The organism is Bacteroidales bacterium, from assembly GCA_023229505.1.
Taxonomy (GTDB): domain Bacteria; phylum Bacteroidota; class Bacteroidia; order Bacteroidales; family JAGOPY01; genus JAGOPY01.
The window spans coordinates 1-25,329 of record JALNZD010000044.1; the positions used below are offsets into that span (position 1 = coordinate 1).

Annotated in this window: 12 protein-coding genes; 8 read left to right on the plus strand and 4 right to left on the minus strand. The window is 46.1% G+C overall.

Annotated elements, in window-relative coordinates; all coding sequences use genetic code 11:
- Positions 1–150 precede the first annotated feature (150 nt).
- The gene (locus tag M0Q51_13700) at positions 151–1,353 is read right to left on the minus strand and encodes a DEAD/DEAH box helicase (protein MCK9401030.1); all 1,203 of its coding nucleotides are present in this window, start codon (positions 1,351–1,353) and stop codon (positions 151–153) included.
- 254 nt (positions 1,354–1,607) lie between these two features.
- On the opposite strand from M0Q51_13700, the gene M0Q51_13705 reads away from it, so the two are divergent.
- From M0Q51_13705 to M0Q51_13715, 3 genes are all read left to right on the plus strand, one after another.
- Positions 1,608–2,282: an FAD-binding oxidoreductase gene (locus M0Q51_13705; GenBank protein MCK9401031.1), complete on the plus strand. Its 675-nt coding sequence runs from the start codon at positions 1,608–1,610 to the stop codon at positions 2,280–2,282.
- A 22-nt stretch (positions 2,283–2,304) separates the two neighbouring features.
- A complete protein-coding gene (gene mtaB, locus M0Q51_13710; protein MCK9401032.1) occupies positions 2,305–4,974 on the plus strand; it encodes a tRNA (N(6)-L-threonylcarbamoyladenosine(37)-C(2))-methylthiotransferase MtaB in 2,670 nt (889 codons plus the stop codon).
- Positions 4,975–5,038: 64 nt separating this feature from the next.
- Positions 5,039–6,457, plus strand: a complete 1,419-nt coding sequence (locus tag M0Q51_13715) for an AAA family ATPase (protein ID MCK9401033.1) — start codon at positions 5,039–5,041, stop codon at positions 6,455–6,457.
- Here the strand turns inward: M0Q51_13715 and porV are convergent.
- From porV to porU (M0Q51_13730), 3 genes are all read right to left on the minus strand, one after another.
- Positions 6,450–7,670: a type IX secretion system outer membrane channel protein PorV gene (gene porV, locus M0Q51_13720; GenBank protein MCK9401034.1), complete on the minus strand. Its 1,221-nt coding sequence runs from the start codon at positions 7,668–7,670 to the stop codon at positions 6,450–6,452. The genes M0Q51_13715 and porV overlap by 8 nt on opposite strands.
- A gap of 106 nt (positions 7,671–7,776) precedes the next feature.
- Entirely contained in the window at positions 7,777–11,610 is a 3,834-nt protein-coding gene (gene porU, locus M0Q51_13725; protein MCK9401035.1) for a type IX secretion system sortase PorU, read from the minus strand.
- Positions 11,611–11,674: 64 nt separating this feature from the next.
- Positions 11,675–15,466, minus strand: coding sequence for a type IX secretion system sortase PorU (gene porU / locus M0Q51_13730; GenBank protein MCK9401036.1), 3,792 nt, complete (start codon positions 15,464–15,466; stop codon positions 11,675–11,677).
- Between the two features lie 170 nt (positions 15,467–15,636).
- Here porU (M0Q51_13730) and M0Q51_13735 point away from each other — a divergent pair, with 170 nt between their 5' ends.
- The 5 genes from M0Q51_13735 to M0Q51_13755 all read left to right on the plus strand — a co-directional run bounded on the left by M0Q51_13735 (position 15,637) and on the right by M0Q51_13755 (position 25,224).
- The gene (locus tag M0Q51_13735) at positions 15,637–16,641 is read left to right on the plus strand and encodes a type IX secretion system membrane protein PorP/SprF (protein ID MCK9401037.1); all 1,005 of its coding nucleotides are present in this window, start codon (positions 15,637–15,639) and stop codon (positions 16,639–16,641) included.
- Positions 16,642–16,674: 33 nt separating this feature from the next.
- Positions 16,675–18,147 (plus strand): SUMF1/EgtB/PvdO family nonheme iron enzyme, encoded by a 1,473-nt coding sequence (locus tag M0Q51_13740; protein ID MCK9401038.1) that lies wholly within the window; start codon positions 16,675–16,677, stop codon positions 18,145–18,147.
- Between the two features lie 20 nt (positions 18,148–18,167).
- The gene (locus tag M0Q51_13745) at positions 18,168–19,523 is read left to right on the plus strand and encodes a UDP-N-acetylmuramoyl-tripeptide--D-alanyl-D-alanine ligase (protein ID MCK9401039.1); all 1,356 of its coding nucleotides are present in this window, start codon (positions 18,168–18,170) and stop codon (positions 19,521–19,523) included.
- Positions 19,524–20,585, plus strand: a complete 1,062-nt coding sequence (locus M0Q51_13750) for an anhydro-N-acetylmuramic acid kinase (protein ID MCK9401040.1) — start codon at positions 19,524–19,526, stop codon at positions 20,583–20,585. It begins immediately after the preceding gene.
- 319 nt (positions 20,586–20,904) lie between these two features.
- Positions 20,905–25,224: a T9SS type A sorting domain-containing protein gene (locus tag M0Q51_13755; GenBank protein MCK9401041.1), complete on the plus strand. Its 4,320-nt coding sequence runs from the start codon at positions 20,905–20,907 to the stop codon at positions 25,222–25,224.
- Positions 25,225–25,329 lie beyond the last annotated feature (105 nt).

Here is a 25,329-nt window from a genome sequence, read left to right on the forward strand (position 1 = left end):
GACTTAACCAGAAAAAATATCAAGAATAGATAAGACATGAAATCCATTTTGAGATCATGTCGACGAAAAGTCGATCAAAAATGGAAATCATGTCAAATCATCAATTAATTAATACTGATACACCCTCGGCCGAAAATTAAAGATCCCGGCTTATTTTCTAAAATTTCTTTTTCCCCTGAATCCGGTATGACGGTTAGACATTCCAAGCTCCCATTTAGGCCCTTCCCCAAGTTCCGGCGGGACAAGAATTTTATATACGATCGAGCCGATCAGCTTTTCGATCCGGTGAAATTTATCCATATCATCCTGGTTGACCAGTGTAAGGGCTATGCCGGTCGCCTCGGCCCGTGCCGTCCTTCCAACACGGTGGACATAATCCTCGGCATCGCGGGGAACATCATAATTAATGACCAGGTCGATATCCTTAACATCTATACCCCTGCTCATCACATCAGTAGCGACCAATACCCGGGTCTGCCTCGACCTGAACCTTAGCAAAACTTCTTCGCGTTCGTGTTGCTCAAAGTCAGAGGAGATGCCTTCAACGAAATAGCCTTTTCCTTTTAATGACCGCACGATCTGGCCCACTTTGCTTTTAGTCGATGTAAAGATCAGAATTGTTTTACAATCTGGTTTGTTGGCAATGAGGCTGTTGATCAACGGTGTCTTTTGAGTTTCAAAAGTGAGATAAGCAGCCTGCAACACCCCTTCAGGGGGTTTGGTAAGCTCACTTGTAATGATGAACGGGTCGGTCAGGATCTTGCCTGCCATCTCCCGGATCTTTGGCGGCATGGTGGCGCTGAACATGAGGGTCTGACGCTTTTTTGGAAGATAGGAAACGATTTTCATGATATCGTCATAAAAACCGATATCGAGCATTCGGTCAGCTTCATCCAGGACCAGGTGTTCCAACGTATCAAATTTCACATAGCCGAGGTTCAGGTGTGAGATCAGCTTTCCGGGCGTAGCCACGATAATATCAGCCCCGCCGGTAAGTGATTTCTTCTCCTGCTCCCAGTCGGCGCTTCCACCTCCACCGTAAATGGAAATCGAATTAACCGTATGAAAATACGCGAAACCATGTATCTGCTGGTCGATCTGAAGGGCCAGCTCACGGGTCGGAACAATCACGAGGGTGTTAATATCATGCGTTTCCTTGCCTGATAATTTATGTAAAATGGGCAGGAGAAATGCGGCAGTCTTGCCTGTTCCTGTCTGGGCGCTGGCTATGAGATCACGGCCTTTCATGATCTCTGGTATTGCTGCTTCCTGTATTGGTGTTGCTTTTTCAAAGCCCATAAAGGAAATGGCTTCGATCAGCTTTTCATTCAGGCCGAATTCTTCAAAATTCATGGGGAAAAACGAATGTGTTAATGCTGCGGATGGATTAATATCTTACAAAAGTAATCATTAATCAGCATCTTTTAATAAATAAAATTCAGTGAACTTTAAGTTATCCAGGGTGTTTATAGGTTTTCGCCAATCATTCAAACTCAGCAGAGGAAAAAATTTGTTTCTTTGCAAACTATTTAAATTGATTTTACATAGCAATATAAGCTACTGCTTATCAATTTATTAATTTCTAAATCTTTGGATTAATACCGATAATGGATTTAAAAGCAAATACACGTACACAAACAGCAGTATTGAAAGTCATCGGGATCAGGGACCTGACCCCGTCGGCTTATGTACTCAGGTTTGACCGTAACCAGATTCCATTCCGCGCCGGCCAGCATATCCTGCTTGGTAAAAAAGATGATATCCAGGCCAGGGAATATTCAGTTTACAGCGCAGAACAGGATGATTTTTTTGAAGTGCTGATCAGGGAAGTAAAAGAAGGAATGGTTTCCAGGCAATTGAGAAAGGTGAAACCGGGAGAGCCGCTGAACTTTGAAAACCCGGTGGGGTACTTCATCATAAAGGATGAAGATATTCACCGGAAATTCCTTTTTATTGCAAGTGGCACGGGCATCGGGCCTTTTCACAGTTTCGTCAGATCATACCCCGGCCTTGATTATCAATTGCTGCACGGCATCAGGTACGCGCATGAAGCTTTTGATAAGCAGGATTATGACAAGCAACGGCTGATCCGCTGCACCTCTCGCGACAGAAAGGGTGATTTTCACGGAAGGGTAACGGATTACCTGAAGAAACATCCATTAGCTGATAAAAATACGCTTTGCTTTTTCTGCGGAAATGTTGAGATGATCCACGAGGCTTATGATATTATGCTGAAACATGGAGTGCCGTCGCAGAATTTGTTTGCGGAAGTCTATTTTTAGTAAAGAACTCAGAACTCGAACTATGATCTATCACCTCCTCACACTTGGTTGCCAGATGAACCTCTCAGATGGGGAACGGGTGCGTACCGTTCTCGATCAGATGGGCTATACGTGGACCGAGAATGAGGAAGATGCTGATATGCTTGGCATTATTGCCTGTTCAGTGCGGCAAAAGTCTATCGATAAAGTATATTCAAAGATCAGCCAGTGGAACAAAAGGAAAAATAAGAAGAACCTGATCACATTTATTTCAGGCTGCATCCTGCCGGCCGATAAAGAGCGCTTCCTGAAATTATTCGATCTTGTATTCCCCGTAAGCGAGCTGAACCAGCTGCCGGATATGCTCAACCATTATGGGGTTGTAACACCCGCCGCGATCAAGTCGATGGCGGCAAAAATGCAGCTTAACGAAAGCATCCGTGATTTCTGGCATATTTCCCCGCATTACAATTCACCTTTTGAGGCTTTTGTCCCGATCCAGAATGGCTGCGACAAGTTCTGCACCTTCTGCGCCGTTCCCTATACCCGTGGCCGTGAAATTTCGAGGCCATCAGGGGAAATACTTGACGAAGTGAAGGACCTGATCGACCGGAATTATAAATCTATCACCCTGCTGGGGCAAAATGTAAATTCTTACGGGCTTGATAAAAAAGGCGGGGAGCTGATCTTCCCGGAATTATTGAGAGCTATCGGTAAAATGGGCCTGGCATCAGGCAAAGAATTCTGGGTGTATTTCACTTCGCCGCACCCCAGGGATATGTCAGATGAAGTAATTGACATCATTTCACAGTTTCCAAACCTCGGCAAACAGATCCACCTGCCGCTGCAATCCGGCGATGACAAGGTGCTTATCCGCATGAACCGCAAACATTCGGTGGATAAATACCGCCATGTTATCCTGAAGATCAGGGAAGCCATCCCAGGGGCCACGATTTTCACCGATATCATTGTCGGATTTACGGGTGAAACCGAAGAACAATTTGAAAATACGATCCGTGCGATGGAAGAATTCCGGTTCAACATGGCCTATATTGCCCAATATTCGCCCCGCCCCGGAGCCGCCAGCTCCAGGTGGGAGGACGACATTCCGCAGGAATTAAAAAAAGAGCGGTACCGCATACTTACCGGAGAGCTTCAGAAGCACTCCCTGGAATTAAACCGGCAGATGATCGGGAAAACTTACCGTGTATTGGTCACCGGTAAAGACCGAAAACCCGGATTTCTATCAGGGCTGACAGAAGGAAAAATTGTTTTAAGATTTCCGTCTGTAGATGAATCCATGGTTGGAAAATTTATTGATGTCAGGATAAAATCAGCGACGGCGTTTTCAGTAGAAGGGGAACTCAGCCCCCACCCCGTCCCTCCCCCAATTGGGGGAGGGAGAAAGGGAGGGGGCCGGAAAATAGCATTCAAAACCCTCGGCTGCCGGTTAAACCAGTTCGAAACCGATGCGCTCGCGGCCCAGTTTAACCGCCATAATTACGAGGTGGTGGATTATGCTGAAGATGCTGATATATATCTCGTCAATACCTGCACCGTCACGAACCAGGGCGATACCAAATCCCGCAAAGCTATAAACCAGGCAACGAAAAAGCTCCACGAGCCGGTGGTTATCGTGACCGGATGCATGGTAAACGGGCAGAAAGAAAAGCTGCAGCAGCTCAATGGTGTGACCTATTTTGTTGAAAACGCGCAGAAAACATCCATTTTTCAACTTGTAGATGCCCATTTTAAGGGAGAAACCGTCAGCCCTGATCATTTCAGCAAAGATTTATTTGGATTTGAAGCTGCCGATGAGACTTTTCACACCCGGAGCTTTATCAAGATCCAGGATGGCTGCGACAATTTCTGCACTTTCTGCATTGTCCCGAAGGTTCGCGGACGCGCCACCAGCCGGCCCGTTGGGGATATCCTGGAAAATATCAGGGAAGTGGTTGGTTTTGGATTTAAAGAGGTCGTTCTGACGGGAGTGAATATCGGAAGATATAATTACGAAGGTGATAATTTCGAGACGCTGGTGGAAAAGATTCTCTGTCTTCCTGGGGATTTCAGGGTCCGCATCTCCTCCATCGAGCCGGAAGGATTTGGCAACAGGCTATTTGATCTTTTCAGCCATCCCAAACTGACCCCGCACCTCCACCTTTGCCTGCAAAGCGGATCTGACCGCATACTTTTACAGATGCGAAGGTTTTATAATATGACCACTTTTATGGGAATGGTTGAAAAGATCAAAACCCGCTATCCTGATTTTAACCTGACAACAGACATTATTGTCGGATTTCCCGGGGAGACGGAGGAAGAATTCCAAAATACCTGTGATGTGACCAGTGAGATTGGGTTCAGCCACATTCACACCTTCAAATACTCCATCCGGTCAGGCACCCGCGCAGAGAGGATGACTGAGCAGGTTCCTGAAGCCATAAAGCAGGAACGCAGCCTGATCATCCGGAATATTTCCGATGAAAATAAAAGAAAATACCGCCAAACTATGGTAGGAAAAGAACAAGTAGTACTGGTCGAAAAATTCAACCAAAGGACCAGCCTTGCGAAAGGATACGGAGAGCATTACATACCCGTGGAATTCCGCTTTACTGAAAACAATTATAACCAATTTGCAAAAGTTAAACTCGAATCTCTTGGTGCGGGATCAGATCCTATAATTAAAGCCTCTTTTTTGCCTGAAAATAGATAACTTTGAAAGTTAATTTTTAAAAAGTCCCCAACTTAAAATTTAAAATTCAAAATTTAAAACTACTTTGTCTTTCCTTTCCGGCATACTGTCAGCATTCCCTTTTGAGCCTACTAAAGGCCAAAAGGAACTGGCTGAAATGCTTGAGGTTTTTATTGCCGATAAAGATGCCCGCACCGTTTTTATGCTTAAAGGTTATGCTGGTACCGGTAAAACCAGTTTTGTCAGCGCCATGGTCAAAGTATTGCCCCTGATCCGGAAAAAGGCAGTTCTGCTGGCTCCGACTGGAAGGGCTGCCAAAGTTTTAGCAGGCTATGCCGGCCAGCCGGCCTGGACCATCCATAAACGCATCTATTTCCAGCGGATGGGCCGGGATGGAAGCATTTCCCTTGTTTTGCAGAAAAATCTTTACAGGAACGCGCTCTTTATTGTTGATGAGGCCTCAATGATTGCCGCATCGTACACGGAAAAGGGTCATGTGTTTTCATCCCGCAACTTGCTGGACGATTTGATGGAATATGTGGGTGATGGGGAATCTTGCAAACTGCTGCTGATCGGTGACTCAGCACAGCTCCCGCCCGTCGGAATGCCGGTGAGCCCGGCACTCGACCTGGAATTCCTGAAGTCACGCTATAACCTGAAGATATATCAGTATGAACTGACGGAAGTGATGCGCCAATCGCTCGAATCAGGTATCCTGTTCAATGCGACCCGCATACGGGATATCATTGCATCGGGTAAAGTTTCCTTTCCCCTTTTCAACCTGGACAACCGGAAGGATGTCATCAGGATAACCGGAGAAGATTTGGAGGATTTATTGCATACCGCATTTTCTTCTGCTGAACATGCTGAAACTGTCGTGGTCTGCAGGTCCAATAAAAGGGCCAATATGTTCAACCGGGAAATCCGGAACCGCATCCTTTTCATGGAAAATGAAATCTCTTCCGGCGACTTCCTCATGGTGGTAAGGAATAATTATTTCTGGCTGGAGCCCCAATCAGGACCCGGGTTTATCGCTAACGGAGATATCATCGAAGTATTGAGGATACAGCAGACGGAAGAACTTTACGGGTTCAGATTTGCTGATGTGACCATCAGGCTGGTGGATTATCCTGATGAACCAACCCTCGACGTAAAGATCCTGCTCGATGTTCTGATGGCAGATACTCCGGCCCTTCCGGATGAAGCACAAAAGAGGCTGTTTGGCCTCGTTCTGGACGAATTCAACGATATCCCCCAGCGGGCCCTCCGCATGGAAAAAGTAAGGACTAATCCTTATTACAACGCTTTGCAGGTCAAATTTTCCTATGCCCTGACCTGCCATAAAACCCAGGGCGGTCAATGGCAGCATGTCTTTATCGACCAGGGATACTTGAAAGAGGATATGATTGATTATGAATACCTTCGGTGGTTATATACCGCGCTGACAAGGGCTTCCCTGAAAGTTTACCTTCTTGGATTTCAGGATAAGCTTTTCTCTATTTAGGTAATGGTTGACTGCTTCCCTTTGCAGGATCAAAATTAAAATACAAGGTGAACCTGAGGGTGTTTTCAAGGGGATTTTGCTGTTCCAATGGAATAAGGTACGACAGGTCAAGCCCGAACACGCTGTAACGCAAACCGGCGCCGACAGTAAAAAATTTGCGGTTGCCCTTGTACTGGTCTTCATAGAAAAACCCGGTACGGAGAGCAAATTGTTTGGCATACCAGTATTCCAAACCAAAAGCGATGGCCCATTCACGCATCTCCTCACTGAACCCATCAGGCGCATCATACCACGACTGTATGATCCCCGGTACAACGGATACATTCGGATCCATACCTTTTGCAATTACCGGGTTATTTTGAGCATCATAGACCGGGTTGTTGTCTGAATCAAGCAGGTAAATCGGCGGTGAAGGCACCTGCAGCTTGTTAAAATCAAGTAAAACCGCCAAAGAGTTATAATCGTCAAAATTCATTTTCAATCCTGCTCCGATTCTAAGGTTTGTAGGGATAAAGTCCTTTTTAGAAGCAGTTTTACTGTAAGATATCTTGTTGCCGATGTTCGACAGGTTAATCCCCCATGAAATTTCACTGCCCATGTTACCGAGGTCCACTTCTTTATGGTAATATACTGATACATCGGCTGCGATGGAAGTCCCCGCATTGGTTTCAGCGCCTTGGACATACTGACCTAAAGTCAGATTGGAATAAATGAAGCGAGCTGCAACTGCACCGGAGATCACCTCACTGAATTTCCGGCTATAGGTGGCATCCAATGAAAACTCATTTGGATTGTAATTTCCTTTTTCCATTCCGAATTCATCGGTGAACGTAATATCGCCGAGGGAAAAATAAAGCAATGTCGCTGCAATAGTCTGCCGGTCATCGATCTTATAAAAACCCGTAAGGTAAGCCAGGTTAATGTCGTTCACCAGCTTGCGAAGCCAGGGGCTGTAAGAAAGCCCAAAGCCGAATTTCTTATCAATAAAAGCATATTTGGCAGGGTTCCAGTGCATCGAATTGGCATCAGGATCTGAAGCTACCCCAACCTCTCCCATCCCCCCGGAACGGGCATCGGGGGCTATGATTAAAAATGGTACGGCTGTAGTAATAACAGTGTAGTCTTGTCCTGCAGCGTTAGAATCATACGACTGCCCATAAGACACGCAAGTGTAAATTGAAACTATCAAAACAATAATAAATCTTCTTTTCATTCCCAATTTTGGTTTAATTGATCTTTAAAAAAATGAAGGTGCAAAACTAACGAATTATTAATAACAATATTGTTATGCAATAGTTAACGTCTTTTGATAATTCTTATTATTTGAAATGCAAGAATTTTTGGGATGTGGATGATAAATATCCGTCATCCGATTCCACCTGCAGGTGATAAACATATAAACCGGCAGGAAGTTCATTTCCGGATGCATCCCGGCCATTCCAGTATAAAGAGCCTGATTGGGTGCTTTCTGTCGGAAAAGAGTACTGTAATGTCGTCACCTGCTGGCCTGTCAGGTTATAAATTCTGACCGTAACATCCAGCGTGGAGCCGGGTTTGTTGTGTTCGAAAATAAAATTAGTTCCTTCCCTGAAGGGATTGGGATAATTGTAAACGTTACTGATGGCCAGCCTTGCCCCGACATTGACCTGAAATTCTATGGTTTTCTCCGACGAATTGTTCAGCACATCCCACGCCTTGAGGGTAAGGGTATGGGTCCCATTGGGCAAGGGCCCGAGCCGGTATAGTATCTGGCCTTTCTGATAGCTGTCGGTTTCAGGGGTGAAATGATCATTCAAAATCAGTGGTTCCTGGTAATTCCCATCCACGATCGCCACGAGGTCATGGCCAATCCCGTTTCCAACGGTATTGATGCCGCTTTCATCGTAAAGCCTGGCGATGAGCAGCGGGTCAGGCGTGGTGATATCACCTGATATGAAAGAGATCGTATTAAGATAAAGCTCTATCGACGGGCCTGACTCATCCGCGATTGCAAGACTGTCGCTCCCGCCTATCCAGACCGGGTCGTATCCATGGGCATCGGTCAGGTTAAACGTATCCAGGGCGTAATAGCTGATCTTTCCTTCCCCGAACTGGTATGAAATATCAAGTGGTACCACGAAAGTGAAGCTGAATTCCCCATTAGTTATGGAAATCTCACCTTTGTAAATTACTTTATCCTGGATATAGAAGTCAACTATCTTACTGGTCGGGTCATTTCCCCGTGTTTTATATCGTACCGGTTTGTCATAGACTGACGGATAAAGCACCCCGTTATATCCTACCAATTTATTACCCAGCAGGTCTTCAACATGTCCCGAAATTGTAACCCGTGAAAGCGCTTGCAGTGTATCAACCCGCCTTCCGTTGCCTTCATTCATTATGCTGTCAGTACGAACCCGCATCTTCGGGTAGGCCAGCATGAGCGCCGGATCGCCAAGCAAAACGAAATTCTTGATATTTTGGTTGGAAGGGGTCTTGGCAACCCTTATCAGGTCGCCCATCCGCGGATATTCACCGCTCAGGCTGTCGATGACAAAGGCCTCATAGTAAAACCGCTTGTTCAAAGCATAATTAGACTGGGAATAAGCCTGCCGGGTTGTCGTGAATAACCCGATGCCGGCGCCTTCCGTGTTCAGAAAAACCAGCTCACCGGCAGAGACCAGCCCGGGATCATCATACCGGCTGAATTCACAGGTAGCAGTTACAAATGCCGGCATGTGCGTTAAGTTCTTATAAGACTGGATAGCGGGAATATTCAACACCTTTTCTATCGCCCATCCTGTCTCACCGCCATGACCGGTATAATTGATGATCAGGCAGCCATCGTTGACGGCCTTGTCAATGGCGGCATTGGCATCGGGAATTCTTATCCCGCTCTGTGTTTGCATTTGCTGGTAGGCGTCGAGATAAATTTTATTGACATTGTATACCGGCCCAAGGGAATCGGTGATCAATCCCAGGCCTTCAGCCTGTCCAAGGTGAATATTATTGTCCTCGTCATCGCCGATGTAAACAATCGAATTGCGCCAGGGACCATAGTTTTCCCGGTCCGGCATCATATAATGGAAAGTTTTATCTACCATCGCCTCAGCCTCCTCTACCGATTGCACGGGGAACCTGCCAATACCGATGTCCATTGTTCCCGAACCGTTGCTGCCTTCATCGGCATCAAGGCATCCGAAGAAATCATCAGTGACAAATGAGGCGCCAGATTTCAACGACTCCCTCGACTGGTATGCCGGCACCATGTTATTATCTTTTGCTGTAAGGTTCTTGTAATCATAAGAGGCATCGCCAAAAAGTAACAGGTACCGGGGCTCCTGCCCTCTTTCCGCGCGGTCATACGACATTTTCATAAAATCACGGATAGCACTGACATCCTGGGCTCCCGATGAAAATTCGTTGTATATCTGCTGCGGGGTAACCACGTGGACTGTCATACCATCCCACTGACGGTGATAATCGGCCAGCCGGTGAGCCTGTTCCAGGAATAACGGGTAAGTAACGATGACGAGATCGACTGGCTGCAGGTTATGCAAATTCTGGTTTTCGACCTTTTCAATAAATTCCGGTGTAAAAAACTGCGTCCCGTCAAAGACTATGAATTCCTTTAATGTATCAGAAGGGATTTTTATTGAAATGCCTCCGGATTCTGCTGAAACCGTTGGAATTATGATGGATCCCGGTTTGGAAACCTCCCAGATGGTCAATCCCTGTATGGAGGTTTGAATATGGTACCGGGTTATATTGCCGGCTCCGACCGGCCTCATATCACGGAAACTAAGCTGGCTGCCTGTGAAATTCAGGTGGCGGATATAATTGAGATCAATATAATTCAACCAGCCAACATCAATACTCCCAGGTTTTTCAAATGAAATACCCACTTCAACGTTTTCGTCCTGTGCATAAAATAATTCATAATTTGAACTGATCGCCCTGGCATAGATTGATGAGCTCAATACAATGGAGGGAAGACTGAGTTCGGCAACCTGGCCACCTTCTGCAAATACATTGAAAACGGTGTTGGTGGTTGATCTTCCGGCAAGACTTACCTTAAGATATAAAGGCTCCGCCAGGTCAATACCTTTCAGGTCAAACTGGAAAAAATGCTCAAGCTGTGTATTAAAAACTTCCCCATACCAGATTTTACCCGATTTGATCAGGTTTAATTCGTCCTTTTCATAATAAGTAATATCTTCAAAATTATAAACCTCATGCGTTGGCTCTTCAACAACAGGGTTTCCTTGCTGCACGCGCTTCCCGGGACCGTCACCAAGGGTAAGGAAGTAGAAAGTTTTATCGGTGTAGAAATTAACTTCATGCTCATACTTGAGGAAAAAGGCGTTATATGAAATTGAAACCGGGCTCTCACCGTAGAAGAGAATATAATCCCCGGAATCAAAACTACCATCTGTTTCACCCTCGATAAAAATCGCGTTTTCCATCAGGTCATCAGTTCTTGGAAGTGAGTTGGCTTCTTCCAGCATACCGCTCCCGTTTCCATATATCCGGATGTTCCGCGGATCGACCTGGTCGGGATTGATGCCCATTCCCGCCAAATCCTGGTAAGATATCCTGTAAATACCTGTTTCCCTGACGGCAAAACGGTACCAGTTGCCCTTACTGAGAACCGAATTATCCGTGTAGCCCCTCAAAATGGTGCTTCTGGCCGTTGCCTGTTCGTGATCATCTTGCAGATCGATCTTTAATTTAAATGAAACCAGCTTTTCAAAGCTTCCCTTTCCGGTAGCCTTCCGCAACGGAAGAAGATATAAAGACTGTGTTGGTATTTTCCGGTTTTGTGAAGTTGATAAGATGATCACCGGCTCTGCGCTGATAAGATCAATATCCGGAAACATCGACAAATCCTCTGTTTCCAGTGGCTCAAAAACTCCGTCAAAAATACTTATTGCAGATATTTTACCAGTATATGCTTTAGGAATGCTGTAATAATATACCGGTAAAAATCCAAGGCTGTCGTGGTTCACAGCTCCCTCAAAAAAGAAGAGCGAATGACCGGGGAAAAGATTCTTCGGGGGCTGCCACCGGATGCTGTCGCTTATCATGTAAGACCGTTCCTGTGCCAGTGCCGCCGAAGGAAGCATCATGGCAGGCGATGAAAATATAATGATGAAAAAGTATAATTTACGCATGAGTCCTTTATAATTCAGACCTATATCTTTATAAATAGTTGCCTGCAAATTTAAAAATCTTTCATTATTTCAACAAAATCAGCTTTCCGGCTTTACCATCGGTCTGTCCTGCTTCATTCCTGACCTGAATACGGTAAATATACATGCCTTTTGATAAAGGGTAGCCCGAATCATCACGGCCATTCCAATAAATCAGCTCAGAACGGTAGCCGGCCGGAATGATGCTTTTTTCAAATGTTTTGACGATTTGGCCGTTCAGGTCAAATACACTGAGGCTGACATCCAGTTTCCCCTCTGCCTGGTTGTGCGAAAATACGAAAGTGGTGCCTTCTGTAAATGGATTGGGGTAATTATTCAGTTCGTCAACAATAAACTTTTCAGATTTTATGACAAAGAATTCCAGGTATGCTTCCCCACTATTATTAAACACATCCCATACTTTAAGGGAAAGTGTGTGCAACCCTTCCTCCAGGTTATGGAAAGGATAGCGAATGGTTCCCCTGGTGTAACTGTCGAGGTCTGCTTCATAAAAATCGTTAAGGATGATGGGCTTTTCCGTATTCCCGTCAAGTATCGCTACGATATCATGCCCGATGCCGCTGCCGACCGTGTTGATCCCGCTGTTATCACTTACAAATGAAAGCATGTGCGGGTTTTCATCCGTTAATCCTCCAAAATGGAAAAGCTCATCGTTCATGTATAACTGAACAGCCGGGCCGGTGTCATCCGGTTCGACGGATGGGTTGAAGCCGCCCACTAAGATATTGCGGTAGAATCCATGTGCGTCCTCTTCATCATTGGAAGCATAATAGCTGATCTTGCCGAAACCATACTGGTAAGCAATATCTTTAGGCACGATGAACGTGAAACTGAATTTACCATCGGTCACCTGCGCTTTACCTTTATATAGAATATTGTTCTGCAATTCGAAAGTATTCGGGTGGCTGGTAGGGTCTGTCTGGAGGGTTGTAATCCGTGAAGGCTTGTCAAAGACGATCGGGTAGATGGTCCCTTTAAATCCCCCGCTGCCTTTTGATGCCAGCAACACTTCCCCTTCAACCGTTATCTTGCTTAAAGCCTTCAGCGTATCAGGCATGGAAGATATATCCTCTCCGTTTATACGGGTAGTCACCACTTCATGCCGGGGATAAGCCAGATGGAGTGCAGGATCCCCGAGCAGGATAAATTTTTTGTCATTATCGACAACTCCGCCCTGATTCTTAGCCAGCCGGATCAGGTCGCCGAAACAATAAAATTCATCGCCGTTTCTCTCAAACATGATATCGAATAAGGCCGTGTTCAGGTTGAAATTGGATCCGCCAAAAGTGGCACGGGCCGTGGTGAACATGGCAATGGCGCCACCCTTGGGATTAAGGTAAGCATACTCTCCTGCAGAAACCCGGTCCGGGTCATCATACCGGCTGAATTCACAGGTTGCCGTAATAAAGATCGGCATACGGTCGTAATTGGTCCATGAATTGATATCGGAATTCTCGAGGAACCGTTCGTGACCCCAGCCTACTTCACCCCCATGACCTGTATAATTCATAATTAAGCAACCCTTATCGATCCGGTTATTGATCGCTTTATTGACTTCCGGCGCCCGCTGCCCCCCCGGGGTTGAGATCTGTGGAAAAGCATCCACATAAATCTTATCGACATTGTAAACGCCGTAATTGGTATCTATAAATACTGACATCTCTTCCGCCTGGTTCAGGTGAAGGTTGGCATCTTCATCATCAGCAACAAAACAGATGTAGTTGCGCCAGTCTTTCATCACGATGGAAGAATTAGTCGCGTAATGGATGACTTTATCCACAGCAACCGTGGCCTGTTCAATAGTCTGAACCGGGAAGCGCCCGATGCCGATATCCAGCAGGTTGTCTCCCGGCCCGTCAAGAAAACCGAAATAATCGTCTGTTGCAATCGAATAGACAATGGTCAGGGATTCATCATCTTCCCAGGTGGGTACGAGATTGGAATTTTTCTCCTTCACATCCTTATAATCAAAAGAAGCATCGCCGAAGAGCAACAGGTATTCTGGCTCCTCACCTTCCGGGGCGCTGTCGTATAACATCTTCATAAAGTCCCTGATGGCAGTAAGGTCCGGTGCTCCGGAAGAGAATTCATTATAAACCTGTCCGATATCAGTGACCAGCACTGACAGGCCGTCCGCGGCTGCATGGTAGGCGGCAAGACGCTCGGCCTGTTCCCTGAACAAAGAATTGGTAATGATGATCATTTCCCTTGGTCCGGCACCATGAAGGTTTTGATTTTCCACTTTTTTAACGAACATAACCGGGAGGTAACTGCTTCCATCAAAGGCGATGAACTCCGAAAGCGTGTCATGGGGTAACCGGAAAACCTGGCTGCCGCCTGATTGTACAGTTTCAACCCTCAGGGCATTTGTCGGATCAGTAACATTCCAGACCCGGACATTCTGACCGGCATTGCCCAGGGTAAATTCGGCAATCGTTCCCGGGGCCACAGAGGCAGGGTCGCGGAATGACATCTGGGCTCCTGAAAAAACCAGGTTCCTGGTAACATTGATTTCAAAATAATTAAGCCAGCCCAAAGAAGTGGAGATAATTTTCTGGTAAGTGATCCTGATGTTTATATCCCCGGAAGAAGGTGTAAACCATTCGCTCCCGATATAAGCCCGTGCAAAAGTGTCTGATGAAAGCGGAAGGCTGCTGATATTTGCCGACATGACCTGGTCGTTCCCGTTAAAAAATTTGAAAGAAGTGGCAACCTTCGATTTTGCAGCAACGTAAGCCCTGAAATAAGCGGGACTGGTCACATCGATATCAGGGAAACTATAATTAAAATCGTAGGTTGTGGACACATCAAAAACCTCTCCGTACCAAACCCTTCCGGTATTGACAAGGTTAAACAGATCCTTTTCATGGCATGCATAATCGGTAAACTTGGTGACATATGCATTCGGTGGTTCTGTAAAGGAGGGCTGGCCGGAAACTCTTTTCCCGGGGCCAAGGTCCGTTGTCAGAAAATAACAGGTGGAATCACTGTAAATATTTTGCTCATGATTAAATGCCTGGCCGAACGCCTGGTACTTCCACTTATGGGGCGATTCACCATAAAAAAGAATATAATCCTGCTGATCAAAATGGCCGTCGCTTTCACCGGCAACAAAAATGCTGTTTTCTGCCAGGTCGTCATGTCTGTAATCCGTCAGTGATTCTGAAAGCATCCCGCCCCCATTGCCATATAAACGGATATGGCGGGGATCAATGGAAGACGGGTTTATTCCCATGTTCTGAAGATCGCCGTAAGTAATCTGGTGAATGCCGGTCTGTATGACCGATATTTTGTACCATTCACCGGTAGCTAAAACCGAAACAGTTGCGTAATTTCCTGCAAATTCCCTTGCCGCTGCAATGCCTTGAGTTGAAGTAATTATGATATCAAAGGAAATGAGTATTTCAAACTGGCCGTTATACGGGTTTTTACGGACAGGTATAAATGAAATGCCCGCGTAAGGCCGCTTCCTTTCATAACTGATGCCTGCAGAAAGTTCTATTTCAAGTTTCACGAGGTCTATTCCATTAATCTTTGCAAAACCCTCCGGAGCAACATCAAAAACCATGTTTTCAATATGGGCCGAAATCCCTGAGGTCATAGCCGGCAAGGGAAAATTCTCAGAATATAACGGAAGACCGCCGGATTCATCTGTATATTGCGCGCCTTCAAAATAAGCCATCATAGCTGTTTCTTCTTCATTCACCCGGATCTCCTGCAGGTCTTTCCACCTGATTGTCCTATGGTAACTTTCCTCCCCGGCTGTCAGGAGCAACGATGCAAGGATAAAAGAAACAGTAAAGACTGATTTTCTCATGATTGATTTCTAATATGGAATATGGAAAACACCCGGATTATCGAATATTGCTGCATTTAAAAATTAAAACGAGTAAATATTCCTGATATTGTAAAAGTAATAAATGTAAAAAAATTATTTTGTATTAAAAATTTATTGTAAACTTGTACCCTCATTTTAAGGCTGGTTCAATGTTACATAGAATTCTAATTATACTAACCGTTGTAACAGTCGTTTTGTTCAACAACGATATCAAAGCTCAGGATCCTGAATTTTCACAGTTCTACGCTAATCCGTTATACCTTAATCCGGCATTGGCCGGAGCAAATATCTGTCCAAGGATAGCGATAAATTACCGTAATCAATGGCCCGGACTTGCGAAGAGTTTTATTACTTACAATGGTTCCTACGACCAATACATCGATAAAATCTATGGTGGGATCGGTGTGCTGGTGAATGTAGATAATGCCGGGAGTGGAATTCTCAAAACAACCATGGCCAGCCTGATGTATGCGTTTAGCCTGAGAGCTGCCGAGAACCTGTATATCAATATGGCAATCCAGGGGACATTCTATCAGAAATCTCTAAACTGGGATTTACTTCAATTCGGAGACCAGATCGACCCGCAGCAGGGTTTTATTCTGCCCACCGCTGAAACCCCTCCCGATAATACTTCGGTCATTTTCCCGGACTTTGCGGCAGGCGTGGCTTTCGGATGGAAAGGCATCCTGCATGGCGGCGTTGCCGTACATCACCTGACTGAACCAAACATGGCCTTCTATGACCAGAATGAAAACAAGCTGCCGATGAAAATTACCGGGCACCTCGGGGTTAATATAAACCTGGAAGGAAGCAGTATAGGCTTTGCGGAAGATAATGAACCTAAGTTTTATATTGCACCGAATTTACTTTACCAGCAGCAGGGCGATTTTCACCAGCTCAATGCCGGGGTGTATATTATCCGCCTTCCGATCGTCATCGGAACATGGTTCAGACATAATTTCGAAAATGCCGATGCCATCATTGCACTGGTGGGTATAAACTATAAAAATTTAAATATAGGCTATAGCTATGACATAACCCTCTCCAAGCTGAAAAGCAATACTGGCGGGGCTCACGAAGTTTCTGTGGCCTGGCACTTCAATTGTATTGAAAAAAGAAGAAAGATTCGTGCAATAAAAGCCCCCGGCTTTTAGTTATTATATGTCGAAAATTAACGAAAACCTCATATGATCAGATTCAGGATTTTGAGCACAGTTTTTTTCGCAGGCGTTTTGCTTGCGATGATGTCATCCTGTAAGAAGGATGCTTCCCGGACTACCGGATGGGAGTATAATAACCCTGAAATGGGCGGCTTTGAAGTAGCCCAGGCCAGGGAACAAATAACCGGACCAGGGTTAGTCCTGATAGAAGGAGGTTCCTTCACAATGGGCGCTAATAATGAAAATCTTACCTACGATTGGGATAATATCCCCCGCCGCGTTACCGTCCCTTCATTTTATATGGATCAGACCGAGGTGAGCAACCTGGCATACCTTGAATATCTTTATTGGCTCGAACGGGTGTTTGGACAAGATTTTCCCGCTGTGGTGCGTAATGCCCGCCCTGATACACTCGTGTGGCGTGAAAAACTTGCCTATAACGAACCCCTGGTGGAGAATTACCTCCGCCATCCGGCTTACCATGAATATCCCGTCATTGGCGTAAATTGGATCCAGGCTAATGACTTCTGCCTCTGGAGAACCGACCGGGTGAATGAAATGCTCCTTATAAAGGAAGGAATCCTCGACTTTGACCCGGATCAGAAAAACCGGGATAATTACAATACAGATGCTTACCTGGCCGGACAATACCAGGGACTCGTGAATAAACCGAAGGAAAACCTCGACCCCTCCAGTACAGGCGAACGCGGTATCACACTTCAGGATGGAATCATTCTTCCCAAATACAGGCTCCCAACAGAAGCAGAATGGGAATATGCAGCCCTGGGCCTCGTGGGAAATACTGTCTATGAACGTGTAGTCGAAAGAAGAATTTACCCCTGGAACGGAAATTACCTCCGCACCGACCAGAAAAAATACTACGGCAGCTTTGTCGCTAACTTTAAGCGGTCCAGCGGCGACTATATGGGCGTTGCCGGTAACCTGAACGACGGCGCCGATCTCCCCGCACCGGTAGGATCCTACTGGCCGAATGACTATGGACTTTATAACATGGCCGGTAATGTCGCTGAATGGACACTCGATGTCTATCGCCCGCTATCACCTGAAACAGTTGCCGATTATGCTCCTTTCCGTGGTAATGTCTTTACCAGGCCGGCTACCGATGCCGATGGATTCCTCCTCGAAGCTGACAGCCTCGGCCGTATGCCCCGCGTAAATGTTACCGTGGAAGAAAGTATGAACCGCAGCAATTACCGGAAAGCTGATAATATCAATTACGCAGACGGAGATTTCCAAACGAATATTGCTACCGACTGGCTGACAGATCCGGGTAAAAATACCACTTCCGAAATGTACGAATACGGCGTGACCTCCCTTATTACTGACAAATCAAGGGTCGTAAAGGGTGGATCCTGGAAAGATGGCCCTTATTTCCTGAGCCCTGGCACCCGCCGTTACCTCGATGAAACAACAGCCACAAACTGGGTTGGTTTCCGCTGTGCCATGATCCGCACCGGCGACCCTATGAGCGGTAAATAATAGTTCTGTAAGATATTTTAATGCCCCATGCTGATCATCCGGCATGGGGTTTTTTTATCTTTGTAAGCCTGCTTGAGAATTTTATGGCCACTATTGAAGAAATCTACCGCCTGTTCCTCAGGTTTCCCCGGATCACTACTGACTCGAGAAACGTGATCACGGATTCTGTTTTTTTCGGAATTAAAGGGGATCAATTCGATGGTAACAGGTTCGCGGCTGAAGCCCTCAGTAAAGGCGCCGCTTTCGCCATAACTGATGATCCCTCGGTAATGGAAGGAGACCGGTTCATCCTTGTCCCCGATACCCTGAAGGCACTGCAACAGCTCGCTGCAATCCACCGCGGCAGGGTCAACGCGAAGATTATCGGGATTACGGGATCTAATGGTAAAACCACTACCAAAGAGCTCATCGGAAACGTGTTGTCCTCAACGTTTAAAACTGTTATCACCCGCGGAAACCTTAACAACCACATCGGTGTACCCCTGACGGTCCTGTCGCTGAAAGAAGACACTTCTTTCGCCGTCGTCGAAATGGGCGCCAACCATCCAGGTGAAATCGCAGACCTCTGCCGTATAGCCAGGCCTGATTTCGGCATCATTACTAATATCGGTAAAGCCCATTTGGAAGGTTTCGGCAGTTTCGAGGGCGTTGTAAAGGCCAAATCAGAATTGTACGATTTTATCAGGCAAGGCGATGGCATTGTGTTCGTTAACCAGGATAACCAGCTTCTTCGCCGGCTTTCCGATGGAATGAAAATTTTTTCCTACGGATCCGGCGAAAATGCCGGGTGTAAAGGAGAAATCGCCGAAAGAGAACCATCCCTTGCTGTTGCCTGGAAAGCAGGAAAGCTTAGTGGCTTTGTAAGGACCCGGCTTTATGGCGATTACAACTTTGAGAATGTCATGGCTGCCATCGCCATTGGATTGTATTTCGGGGTAAGCCCGGAGAAAATTGAAAATGCCATCAGTGCCTGCCAGCCGGAAAATAACCGCTCGCAAGTGACCCGGACAGATCATAATGTCCTTGTGCTCGATGCCTATAATGCCAATCCTTCCAGTATGGCAGCCGCACTGAACAACTTCCATATATACACTGCCCCTGCGAAGATGATCATCCTGGGAGATATGATGGAACTGGGAGAGCATAGCCTTGAAGAACACCGGGAGATCATTGCATTAGTAAGGAAATTATCCTTTAACCAGGTTTGTTTCGTGGGTGAACAATTCAGCCAGGCAGCAAAAGGCGGGCACGAATTGTGCTTCACCGGCATGCAGCAGGCAGAGAAATGGTTCCGGGACCATCCTGTCCGGAATATGACCATCCTGCTGAAAGGATCACGGAAAATGCAGCTTGAAAAACTAAGCAATCTTCTTTGAATGAAAAAATACAACGCCATCGGCTTAATGTCCGGCACCTCACTCGATGGCCTGGATATTGCCGCCTGCGAATTTATCCTGGCGGATGGTAAATGGTCATTTAAAATCTTATCCAGCCATACTTACCCCTATTCACCGGAATGGAAAGAAAAACTTACCGGTCTTGCTTCAGCAGATGCCCTTACCTTTTCTTATATAAATGTTGAATATGGTCATTTCCTGGGCAGGCTGACCCGTGTCTTCCTTGAAAATACCGGTTTTAAACCGGATCTTATCGCCTCGCATGGCCATACCATTTTCCATCAGCCCGGAAATGGCCTGACAGTGCAGATTGGCTCCGGAAGCGCTATAGCAGCCGAAACCGGTATTCCAGTCGTTTGCGACTTCCGCTCTGCCGATGTAGCCTTCGGGGGACAGGGCGCCCCGCTCGTTCCTATCGGCGACCGCCTGCTTTTTTCAGAATTCGATGCCTGCCTGAATTTGGGGGGATTTGCCAATATCTCCCAGGAATACAATGGCGAAAGAATAGCCTTTGATGTCTGCCCTGTTAATATTATCCTGAACCGGTTGGCCGCCCGCATGGGCATGGACTATGACAAAGACGGCAAAACGGCCCGATCCGGCAATGTTGATTTTGATCTCCTTGAACGGCTTGACAGGCTGGAATATTATGCAAAAAAATGGCCTAAATCATTAGGCCGCGAATGGCTGGAGCAGGAATTCCTTCCTTTGACAGATAATTGCAATGGCCCTGTGACAGACCTGATGCGGACGGTTTGTGAACATGTGGCTTTGCAGGTAAACCGGTCACTGGACTTTCAAAAGCATTCCAGGGTGCTGGTTACCGGCGGCGGGGCTCATCATCTGTTCCTGATGGAAAGGATCAGGCAGTCTGGTAGTCATCATTGGGTCATCCCTCAGAATGAATGGATCGATTATAAAGAAGCGCTGGTTTTTGCCTTTCTCGGTGTGCTGCGATGGCGCGGAGAACCAAACGTCCTGCATTCGGTAACCGGAAGCAGTATCGATCATGCCGGAGGCGCTATCTACCATCCCGTTTAAAAAAGATTTAACATTTTTTTTGCATCTTTTGATCATTTGTTCCTTATCTTTGAATATTCTTATGGAAATTTATTGGTATAAATTTTTCAGAAAAATGTAAAAATGGTTTTTTGCCGGGGTTTTTTTAAGTTTTTTTAAATAAATATTTGCTTTTTAATTTTAAATGTTATAAGTTTGTGCTCAAACGTGAATATATATATTGTTTAATACAAGGAAAAACAGTTATTAAACCAGCGTTGCCAAGCAAATCATTTTATTGTCAAGAACTTACAAACAATTTTGATATTGAAACACTAATTATTAATTAAATTCTATTATTATGGAAACACTTTACGGTTTAAAACGTAAGAAGACTAACAGATGGCTAAAGTTTCTGCTTTTGCTGTTTGTGGCGGTTGGTTTCGGAATACCGAATCTCAATGCGCAGACTAAAGCTATAAAAGTGGCCAACGACCAGCAGTTGCTCCAGGCAATGGATAACCCTTCGGTGCAATCGTATGTGGTTGAAGGTGGGTATTATGATGCCCTGAAACGTTATGTTAATCCAGGAACTACTTTTTTCAAAAAAGCTGATGGAAATGGCAATCGTGATACTGACTGTCAATATTTCATTGAACCGAACGACTATTGCTACGACACAATACCCGGTAATTGGGTTTATGGAATTGCAGTAGCAGGAACAAATGACCCTAATCTTTGTAGTTGTTGTCCTCCCGACAGTACCGGAACATGGCAAGTGCTAAGCCAACCCTCAGGTAGCACCCTTGAGTTTATAGGTCCTTTAAGTGCGTATACAATTCAATTTAGGGTCGATATGCCAGGCATATACGTGTTGTTATATACATGGCCTTTTCCTTATAATACCACTGGTGTTTTCGGGTCGTACCCTTTCTATGGGCCTTATGATATTGTATTAACGGCTCCTGATGTTTGCGAAGCTGATGGCCTTGAAACTCTTGTTCATTTCGAATACACAACAGCGTTTTCGAACCAGGGGGCTACGCTGACCTGGACCTTGGACGGTGCATCTTATACCGGCCCTCCAATTGGTAATTACCCTCCCGCGGATACCACTTACATCACGGATTTCCCTCTTGTAGTGGGTTATTGTGGACTCCACACTTTGTCTGTAACATTGGATCCCGTGATTTGTCCTCCTATCACAGAAACCATTTACATTGACTTTTCATGCGAGCCCATTGCTAATGCCGGTCCGGATGCTTATGTCTGCTATGACAATTGCTATTCGCTCGCAGGTTCAACGGGGTTATATACCTTCTCTTCAAATTACGCATTTACATGGAGACGGTTAAGCGGTCCTGGAACATTGACATTCGATGACGACAATGATTTGACTACCAATGTCTGCCGCCCGGCACCTGTTGACACTTGCCGCTATGGCGTCTATGAAATCGCTTTAGATGTTGTCAATGGCGAATGTGATGATAAAGACACCATGTTGCTGACCTTCTACGAACAACCGGAAGCTAATGCAGGACCGGACCAGCAGCTTTGCGCTGAATTATGCTTCAGCCTCGCGGCAGTACCTTATGATTACTGCGGTTTAGACGGCGTAAATTACTTCAAACATGCCTGGTGGGAACTGGTTTCGCAACCTGATGGTACCTGCACGGTTAATTTCGATGCATTAGACGAGTCTGCTAATGTTTGCATCACTGACTGTGATGTATGTGCATATGGCACCTACGTCTTCGTGTGGAATGAACTCAACGTGAAGATAGATGGCGATACGCTATGGAGCGAATCACATTGCTTCGCTACCGATACAGTTTCTATTACCATCTTCGAACAGCCTGTGGCTGATGCCGGTGATGATTACTGGGATTGTGTTGATGCCTACACTACTCCTTATACATTCTTAATGACCGGCAGTATGGAATATTGCTACAGCATGCAGGGTGTATGGGCAAAATCATGCGGCCCCGGTGACGTCGTATTCGATGATCTCTATACACCAGGCGCCCTTGTATCTATCAATGAGCCCGGACGCTATATCTTCACCTGGACTGCCTGGAATGCAGAGTGTGAAGATGTCGATACAGTCATTTTTGACCTGCTCGAACAGCCGACCGCTTATGGTGAATTTTTAAGCCTTGACGCTTTATGTGACGATACCTGCATTGACCTCGGCTTAGCCAACATTGACAAGTACGATTACTTTGGAGTGGACGGTGTTATAAATCCCAATGACGATTGCCCGAACTACTGGGATATGGCCCACTGGTTCTATGTTGACGGACCACTCGCTGGTTATAGCGATCCGACTACTGTTACATTTGCGGACGATACCGACCCGGCTACCGATATGTGTGTTTCCTATTTTGGTGCTTATACAGTAGGCTGGGTTGAACTTAACCAAGCTACTCCTCCTATTGTACCGGATGAATACTGCAGTGATACCGTCCTGGTATTCATTGAATTCTTCGAAACACCTGCACCGGATGCCGGTGACGACTCTACGATCTGCGGCAACTGCTATACGCTCGTGGGCATAGTCGACAACTATGAGCCAGCCCCAAACCAGCATGGAGCTGATCACTACTACTGGACAGCCCTTGCAGGTAATCCATGTGATGTTGACTGGGCTGATTCTCTATTAGCTACAACCCAGGTTTGCATCCCGGATGATCCTTATTACCTGTGCTATGGTGAATATGGATTTGTTCTGCACCAGAGCAATGGCTTATGCCTCGGAACTGATACGGTGTACATCACCTTCAACAAAATCCCCGATCCGATTCCAATTTGCTTCGAAAATGCACCTAATGATTGCGGACCATTAAACCAGGACCGTGCTTTTGAATATGATGGATGCCTGGAGCCAAACGAAGTGCTCGAGGTTTGTGCAGACGGCTGGACATATTTCTATGCTGATTCATCGTGTCTTTGCGGTATAACCTTTAACCCGTTTGATACCGCTGCATTCGCGGGTTGGACTTTAGAATGGAGCGTAATCGCGCCTGCCGGAACCATCGTGGATTCAGAACCTGGTTATTATGACTTCTTGAACGATGAGTGGAATTTTCCCTGGCTCATAATAAACTGGGGCGAATGCTGCGATACCGCGAGGATTTACCTGACCATCACCACACCGGAAGGTTGTGAGAATACTATGGAATACAAAGCCTATGTATACCACATGCCATGTATTGACATAATTGGTGATGACGTATCTGAAGTTGGATTGCTGACCGATTACTGCAACAACTGTCCTGCTGATATGAACTCATGCCTGCTGTACACCTGGACCGCCGAACATTGCGGTGAGATTGTCAGCGGACAAGGCACCGATTGTATCGAAGTGCTGTGGACTGACTACAACGTGAACGGTGGTTGGGGTGAAATTACCTTAACGGTATTTGACACCTGCACCGGATGCTGCAACTATGACGAAATGCTGGTGAAGATCTACCCGACGGGTACTCTTGGAAATGATACCCTCTCCGGACATGTTTTCTACCATAACACATGGAATACTCCGCTTAACGGCGTTGAAATCCAGTTGTGGAACAGTGGTATCCCTGTCCAATCCGATACATCATTCAATGATATCGAAGGTGGAAACGGTGTGGGGTACTATGAATTCCCCGGAGTCAGCGGTACGACCCCCTTTGGTATCACTGCTTCCTATGACGCCCCATGGTACGGTGCGAATGCTACCGACGCTCTGGCCGTCGAATTGAAGGTCATCAATTCTCTGCCCGGCTCATTCTTATTCGACGTATGGGTTAGAGAAGCCATGGATGTGAACAACAGCAATACCATCAACTCTACCGATGCCTTGTGGATCAAGCAGCGCGCCATCAACATGGTGAACTACTTCCCGCATGGTGACTGGGTGTTCGATACCGCCATGATTTCCACCGCTGCACATTATGAGATCTACACCCTGAATGCCGGTGACGCGAACAGGTCCAATATCCCTGCTTCCATGAAGGAAACTCCGGCTATTGCCCTTGTTACCGACGGTACGATGAACGTGATAACCGGTCAGGAGTTTGAACTCCCGATCCGTATAGCCGATGCCAACCAGTTCGGCGCTATCACCCTGAACCTCGGATACAACTCATCTATGATCGAAGTTGTTGACGTGGCTTCAGTGGAAGGTATGCTCCACAATATCTCTAACGGTAACGTAAGTATCGCATGGAGCAGCGTGAACCCGATGGTTCTGGCAGCAAACGACGTCGTGGTGACCCTGAAGGTGAAAGCTATCAGTCCATTCACCACCGCTGAGTCACTGTTCAGTATCGGTCTGGGCTCTGAGTTTGCCGATGCGTCTGCTTCCGTCATCGAACCGGTGACCCTGAAGACCTTCGGTATTACCACCGAACCGGCTGCTGAGGATTATTTCCTGAGCGCTAACAGGCCTAACCCGTTCAGCAATTCGACCTTCATAGAGTACACCATGCCTGAAACAGGTAAGGTGAAACTGAACGTACTCGATATGCTTGGCCAGGAAATCGCAGTCCTCGTAAATGCTACACAGACTGCAGGATCCTACACCGTTGAGTTCAGCGCTGCTGGCCTCGCAACCGGTGTGTACATCTATAAGATCACTGTCGACGGCGAAACCCGTGACTTCATCTCAACCCAAAGAATGGTTATTTCCCATTAATCAATAAATTTCCGAAGAGGGGAACTTGCTTCCCCTCTTCGGTTTTATTCTTTTTAAACCTTCTTATTAAAAATGAAAGTCTTTAAAAGGCAGCATGCGATTTAA